Consider the following 7,462-nt stretch of genomic DNA (forward strand, 5'->3'; position numbering starts at 1 on the left):
CTTAGATTAGTTGCTTGGAATAGTTCCGTCTACTCCTTGAACAAACCAGTTTATGTTCCAAACTTCATCGTCTGTTAATGTTTGACCTTCTTTAACTTTAACTGCACCGCTTTGATCTTTTATTGGACCTTGGAATATTACGTTGTTTCCTTCTTTTATCTTAGCTTCTGCTTTTTCAACTGCTGCTTTAGCTCCTTCTGGTGCTACTGAAGTTAATGGTGCAAGAGAAACTATGTTATCTGCGTATCCGCCCCAATATTTTTCTGATTTCCAAGTACCAGCTTGAATAGCTTTTATTTGACTTACATAGTATGGACCCCAGTTCCAAACAGCTGATGTCATGTTAGCTTTTGGAGCAGTAGTGCTCATATCTGTATTATATCCTAGTGAAAATACTCCTTTAGATTCAGCAGCTTGTTGTGGACCTGCTGTATCTTGATGTTGTGCTATAACATCTGCACCTGCATCAATTAATCCTAAAGCTGCATCTTTTTCTTTAGCTGGATCATACCAAGTATTAGTCCAGTTAACTTTAACTTTAACGTTTGGATTTACTGATTGAGCGCCTAATGTAAATGCATTTATATTTCTAATTACTTCTGGTATTGGGAAAGCTCCTACAAAACCTAATGTATTTGATTTTGTCTTCATTCCTGCTACAACACCATTTAAGTACATCATTTCATGAATTTTACCAAAGAATTGTCCCATATTGTCTGCTAATTCATATCCTGAACAGTGTAAGAACTTAACATCTGGATACTTTTTAGCTGCTGCTAATAAACCATCTTGGAAACCAAAACTTGTTCCTACTATTACAGTAGCACCTTGGTCTACCATATCATCTACAACTTTTTCTACTTCAGCTTTATCTTCTGCAACTGATTCTTTGTAAATTGTTTTTACGCCAGTTTCTTTTTCAAGATAAAGTCTTCCTTCATTGTGAGCATAACTGTAACCACCATCACCTATTGGTCCTACATAAATAAAACCTACTGTTAAATCTTTCTTGTCATCCTTTTTACCCTCTGTACCTGAGCTGCTACATCCTGTTAATACTAGTGCTGCTGCTATTGTAGCGCTTAACATTACTTTAAGGAATTTTTTCATGATTTTTCCCCCCGAAAATATTATTTTTATTGTTTTGTTTAAGGTTTCTTTAAAACAAAAAAATCCTGAGCAACTATACTGCTCAGGAATGCATAATAAATATTGCCAAAAAAACACAGACAATAACCATTATACATTCGTAGTCAGGCAGTTTACGGCATCCTGGTAGAAACGTTTGAACCATATCATCAAACATATACGAAATGAATAATAACCTCTTTGTTAATACGAACATTCGCATTAATACATCTTATATTTGTATGTTACACTCTCAGAGATTAAAAATCAATATTTTTTTTCAAAATAATTATTTGTATTTATTTTAAGTTTATTTTTTAATAATCTATTAAAATGAAATCATCTTCATTTTACATATTCGTTTTTAAGTAACCTTATGCTTATGGTACTTAATGGTATCTAAGGAAACATATATTTCAGCCCTATAATTCAATAGTTATAGAGCAATGCTCCAAACCAAAAACACCATTTAAAAATTCAGTACCTTTAATATTACACGAAATAATATTCGCTATCTTTTCCTCCTGCTAATAATTATTATCTATAGAATAAATTATATTATAAATATTCTTCTCAATTAATTAAAATGATATAATAGGGACAGTTAAGTAATTTTATCAAGGAGGAAAAGTTATGATAAAAAATGACTTTAATGATAATGTAGTTTCCGAATTTTTAATGATAATCCCTAAATTAGAAGAATTAGATATAGAAAGCTTCAATAAAGATATTACTGAATTATACAAGAAATACACAGGTTATAATTACTTAGTTATAGAAAACCTTCCTTATGAAGAGATAGTTAATTTATTAAAACCATCTAGAATAGAAGATTATACTAGATTACTTATTGTTGCTACCTTAATATTTTTAGAAGGTATTAAACTAGAGGATTATTTTAGAATGATGAAATCCTACAATATATTTAATACTTCTATAGAAAAAGGATTAGATACAAAAGAAAGTACGTTTAAAATTGTATTCTTAAAGATTTTAGAAAGCTTACGCGATTTTGAACTTCCATCTACTCTATATTATCAAATTTTTAATCACTATAAATACATGGGTGAGTATGCTAAAGGGGAAGATTGTTTATATGAATTAATAGAGTTAGACTCTTCTTATCAAAATCACCTTCAAGAATATTATGAATTTCTTTTAATATTAGATGATAATGAACTTGAAAATGGTGGTCTAAACAAGGATGAGGTTGAGGAATCTTTAAGAGAACTTTAAAAATAAAGCAATAGTTAAAAGTATATTATCAGTACTTTTAACTATTGCTTTTAATTTAAATCTTAGTTTTTCCAGCTTCCTTTTTCAAGGACTCTAGCCATCATTACACCCATAAGTGATGCCATCATAAGACCTCTTGTCCATCCGCTAGAATCGCCTAAACAATATAATCCTTCTATATTACTTTTAAAGTTCTCATCTATATTTATTTTATTACTGTAGAACTTTATCTCAGGTCCATATAAAAGAGTTTCACTTGATGCAAAACCAGGTACAACAGTGTTCATAGCATCTATGAAATTTAAAATATTAGTCATAGTTCTATAAGGTATAGCAGCAGTTAAATCACCTGCAACAGCATCTGGAAGTGTATACTTCACATTAGTTCTATCAAGTTCATGTTGCCAAGTTCTTTTTCCTTCTAATATATCTCCATATCTTTGAACTAATATCTTACCATTACCAAGCATGTTAACTAGTTCTCCAACCTTTTGTCCATATTCTATCGGTTTGTCAAAAGGCTCTTTAAAGTTATGAGAGCTAAGTATAGCTAAGTTAGTGTTTTCTGACTTCTTATCCTTATAAGAATGCCCATTAACTATAGCTAAGTTATTATCATAGTTTTCTTGACTTACAAAACCACCTGGATTTTGGCAGAAAGTTCTTACTTTATCTTTAAAAGGTTTTGGGTATCCAATAAGTTTAGATTCATATAAAACTCTATTAACTTCATCCATAACTTCATTTCTTATTTCAACACGAACTCCAACATCTACAGTACCAGCTTTATGACTAATATTGTGATCTACACACATATCCTTTAGCCAATCTGCCCCTTTTCTTCCTGCAGCCACTACTATGGTTTCTCCATATATAATATCATTTTTTTCTTTTCTCAGAGAATCTGTAGCTAGTACACCTTTTATTTTATTATCTTCTATAATTAAATCCTTAACTAAGGTATCAAATCTTATTTCTACACCTAACTCTATTAATTTATTTTGAATTTTTAGATAGATGTCTTGGGCTTTTTCTGTTCCTAAATGTCTTATAGGACAATCTACTAATTTAAGTCCACCTTCAATTGCTTTTTTTCTTATTTCTTTAACTTCTTTTTCGTTGCCTACTCCTTCAATTTTTGAGTCTGCACCAAATTCTAGGTATATTTTATCTGTATAATCAATATATTCTTGTGCATTAGAACTGCCTACTAAATCTGGTAACTCTCCACCAACTTCATAACTTAAAGATAGCTTACCATCTGAAAAAGCACCAGCTCCTGAAAAACCAGTAGTTATATGACAATATGGCTTACAAGATACACATACTTTAGTCTTATCTTTAGGGCAATGTCTTTTATCAATACTTTTACCCATCTCTAAAATCAAAATCTTCTTTTTACTTTCTTGTTTTACAAGCTCTAAAGCCGTAAAAATTCCAGCTGGACCTGCTCCTACAATAATCACATCATACATAGTATTATCCTCCGCTTTATTTCGCATAGTTTAATGAGATATATCCTTCCCCTGTATGCAAAATTCTTTATACGAATATTATTTAATATTCTTGGGATAAAGTTCTCCCCAATAGGAGAGTCTATACCAATTAATATAAAAATGCAATACTTTTGCGTATATTTTTCTTTATTATTTCAATAATATTCGCATAAAAAAATCACTTCCATGTTTTTCATAGAAGTGATTTAATATATTATTTCTTATTATATTTCATATGAAGTAATTCATGAGCTAAACCATGTCCTGGTTTTCCCATGTAATTTTCGTACATTTTTATTATAGCACTATTTTCATGAGATTTTCTCTTAGGTAAATTTTTATCTTGATTGTAAAGAACAGATGCTCTAACTGCTCTAATATCCATTTTTGCTCTATCTATAGAATTTACATGAGGTTGTCCTCCCCCATTTACACATCCACCTGAACAAGCCATAACTTCAATAAAATGATATTCTTTACCTTCAAGCCTGCCCGCTTTTATAAATTCAAAAACATTCACAGCTCCATTTATAACAGCAATATTTATATCTTTTCCTGCTATGTTTACAGTGGCCTCTTTTATTCCATTAAGTCCTCTTACTACTTCATACTCAATTTCTTTAAGTTCCTTCTTTTCTATGAAGTCTTTAGCACTTCTTAAAGCAGCTTCCATAACTCCACCAGTAGCTCCGAATATAGCTCCTGCTCCTGAGTATTCTCCCATAGCTGGGTCAGCTGTACTATCTTCTAAATTAGCAAAATCTATTTTTGCATCTTTTATCATCTTTGCAAATTCTCTTGTTGTTATAACTGCATCTATATTTCTTAATCCTTCATATTCATTTTCTGGTCTATCAGCTTCAAACTTCTTAGCTGTACAAGGCATTATAGTTACAGTAAACACATTTTTAGGGTCTAATCCTTCTAAAGTCGGATAATAAGTTTTACTTGCCGTCCCAAAAATTTGTTGAGGGGACTTTGCAGTTGAAATATTATCTAAAAACTCTGGATAATAATTTTCTACCTGTCTAACCCAAGCAGGACAACAAGATGTAAACATAGGGAATGGTCCATTATTCTCTAATCTTTGAGCAAGTTCCGTAGCCTCTTCCATTATTGTCATATCTGCACCAAAGTTTATATCAAAGATTTTATCAAAACCTAACTTTCTCATAGAAGTATATAGTCTTCCAGTAACATCAACCCCATAACCCATTTTAAAAAGTTCTCCCATAGCAGTTCTTACTGATGGCGCCATAGCTACTATTACATGTTTTTCTGGATCTGCTAGTGCTTCTTTAACTCTCTCCATATGTGACTTTTCTGATAGTGCATCAACTGGGCAAGCTGCTACACATTGTCCACAAAGTATACAGTTTGTATCATCAAAACATTTATTATCTGTTGTTGTTACCTTTAGTCCATCTCCATTATCAACTAACTTTATAGAACCAGTTCCTGTTTTCTTTTCACAAGCTGCTTCACATCTTCCACAAAGTACACATTTAGTTCTATCAATAACTATTGACTTACTTCTATCATCAATATATTGAGTTTTGTCTGCAACTACAAATGGCTTACTAGCTCTTGCTTTATGTTTAATAACTAGTTTTAAAAACTCACAATTTTCTTTTCTTTTACATGGGCCACATTTAAATTCATGTTTATCTAATAATGTTGATATTCTATCTTTAACAGCATTTTGAACTTTTTCACTGTTAGTATTTATAACCATTCCATCTTCCACATAAGTTGTACAAGATGTTGCAAGTTCATCTCTACCTTCTATTTCTACAACACATACACCACAATTACCGATTTCATTACAATCATCTAAAAAGCAAAGAGTTGAAATATCTATTCCATTTTCTCCTGCTAATTTTAAAATAGTAGTAGCTTCATTAAATTCTACGATTTTTTCATTAATAACTACTTTATTCATAGTCTCCTCCAAGTAAATAAAATATTACTTTCCTGTAATCAGTTATTAATTTTATCATAGATTTTTTAGAACACTAGCTTTCTCTAAATTTAGACTATTCTGAATTTAATACATAATTATAACATTTATCATTCTTCAATCGTTTACAGATGTTATTTTAAAAATAAATTAAATATGAACTTAATCTTAGTTAAAAAAATATCATTAAATTTACGATTTTGATTTTTAGCATTTCTTATCTAATTTACTAACTGTCTAAAATATTGCTAATTATATCACAATCTATTTACATTTTGCAAATAAATTTAAAAATACCATATACATTCATGTAATATATATGGTATTTACCTTTAAGACATTAAGAATAGGCTAATAAACTTCTCCATAAAATTGATAATTTTTTCACTAATGTTGGGATACACTTCTTTTATTGTATTTATAATTTCTTTTAGATTTGAAGAATTATCAAATAGATATGTTCCTTCTCCGCTTTGTTTAAATATAGAAATTACGCCCTTTGATATTCCCCCTATTGCTATATTAGAACTTGCATACCCACCACAAGCCATAAGTTTGCTAATTGCTACACCTCCTACGCTTACTCCAAAAGCCATTGCAATTCCACCTATAGAAAGTAATCCAGCTAAGCTAATTCCACCTATTGCAGCTAAAATGCCCATTGCTATAGCTCCAAAACTTAAAGCTCCAATAGAAACTCCCCCAAAAGCTAAAACTCCAATTGCAATACTTCCTATTGATATTATTCCTTTTGCTACTCCCATAGGCTTACAGTTTATATGAACTAGTGGTATTCCTAAAACAGTAACCTTGGATTTATATTCATACCAATAATAATCATGAAAATATCTTCTTTCAATTCCTATATTCTCTCTAAACTCTTCTGCAACATCTTCAGGATCTCCCAATAAAATATATGGATTAGTTTCTCCTGTTATCTGCTGTTTTTCTATTAGTGATGAATATAAATCTTCTCTTATATTTCTAGCTTTTTTCCCAGTTAAGCCAATGTTGCTAACTATTTTATTTATATAATTATCAAATTCTTTATTCATAAATTTCCACCACCCTTATTATCAATATACTTTAAAACCTTATTTGTTCTTTCATTTAAAATATGCCACGCCATATCTTGGTTAAATGCTTCTATTTTTCCATGTTCCGTTATTTTATAATATTTTCTCGGAATTTTTCTCTCCTCATCAAAGGAAACCTTATAACTCTCCACCCATCCCTTATCTTCAAATTTATATAACATTGGGTAAAGTGTTCCCTCCTTTAAACTGTGATAGCCTTCACTTAATTCCTCAAGTTTTTGAATTATTTCATATCCGTACATATCTTTCTCTTTGAGTAATTTTAAAACTAACATAGAGAGAACTCCTTTTTTAAGTTGATTCTCGAAATCTGCCAATATATCACTTCCTTACTTAGGATATCTATATACCTAGGTTACCTAAGTACATTGTATACCTAAGTATTTATGTTTGTAAAGTATTTAGTTAACAATAGTATTCTTTTTTTCTAAAAAAAGAGACTGCTGAAATATATCAATGTCATTAAGTTAGGCATTGAACATATTTGATAATTTATGCAGAGGATATCTACCGGAATATAAGATACCCTCTGCACTTCTTTTCTT

6 protein-coding genes and 1 riboswitch are annotated in these 7,462 nt (G+C 30.4%); of the genes, 1 reads left to right on the forward strand and 5 read right to left on the reverse strand.

From position 1 onward, the window contains the following. Positions 1 to 6: 6 nt before the first annotated feature. Positions 7 to 1,110 (reverse strand): BMP family ABC transporter substrate-binding protein, encoded by a 1,104-nt coding sequence (locus L1S49_RS03815; protein ID WP_073018574.1) that lies wholly within the window; start codon positions 1,108 to 1,110, stop codon positions 7 to 9. A 120-nt stretch (positions 1,111 to 1,230) separates the two neighbouring features. Further along, positions 1,231 to 1,333: riboswitch (purine riboswitch) on the reverse strand. 428 nt (positions 1,334 to 1,761) lie between these two features. Here L1S49_RS03815 and L1S49_RS03820 point away from each other — a divergent pair. Then, positions 1,762 to 2,364 (forward strand): DUF6483 family protein, encoded by a 603-nt coding sequence (locus tag L1S49_RS03820; protein ID WP_021800872.1) that lies wholly within the window; start codon positions 1,762 to 1,764, stop codon positions 2,362 to 2,364. 62 nt (positions 2,365 to 2,426) lie between these two features. Here L1S49_RS03820 and L1S49_RS03825 read toward each other — a convergent pair whose 3' ends face one another. The 4 genes from L1S49_RS03825 to L1S49_RS03840 all read right to left on the reverse strand — a co-directional run bounded on the left by L1S49_RS03825 (position 2,427) and on the right by L1S49_RS03840 (position 7,192). Then, positions 2,427 to 3,839, reverse strand: a complete 1,413-nt coding sequence (locus L1S49_RS03825; RefSeq protein WP_238902611.1) for an FAD-dependent protein — start codon at positions 3,837 to 3,839, stop codon at positions 2,427 to 2,429. 235 nt (positions 3,840 to 4,074) lie between these two features. After that, on the reverse strand, positions 4,075 to 5,802 hold the full coding sequence (locus L1S49_RS03830) for a ferredoxin hydrogenase (RefSeq protein WP_238902612.1): 1,728 nt from the start codon (positions 5,800 to 5,802) through the stop codon (positions 4,075 to 4,077). Positions 5,803 to 6,152: 350 nt separating this feature from the next. Continuing rightward, positions 6,153 to 6,875, reverse strand: a complete 723-nt coding sequence (locus tag L1S49_RS03835) for a hypothetical protein (RefSeq protein ID WP_238902613.1) — start codon at positions 6,873 to 6,875, stop codon at positions 6,153 to 6,155. Further along, a complete protein-coding gene (locus L1S49_RS03840; RefSeq protein WP_073018925.1) occupies positions 6,872 to 7,192 on the reverse strand; it encodes a PadR family transcriptional regulator in 321 nt (106 codons plus the stop codon). Before L1S49_RS03840 ends, L1S49_RS03835 begins: the two co-directional genes overlap by 4 nt. Positions 7,193 to 7,462: the final 270 nt, after the last annotated feature.

The organism is Clostridium sp. YIM B02506, from assembly GCF_022324845.1.
Classification (GTDB): Bacteria; Bacillota; Clostridia; order Clostridiales; family Clostridiaceae; genus Clostridium_T; species Clostridium_T intestinale.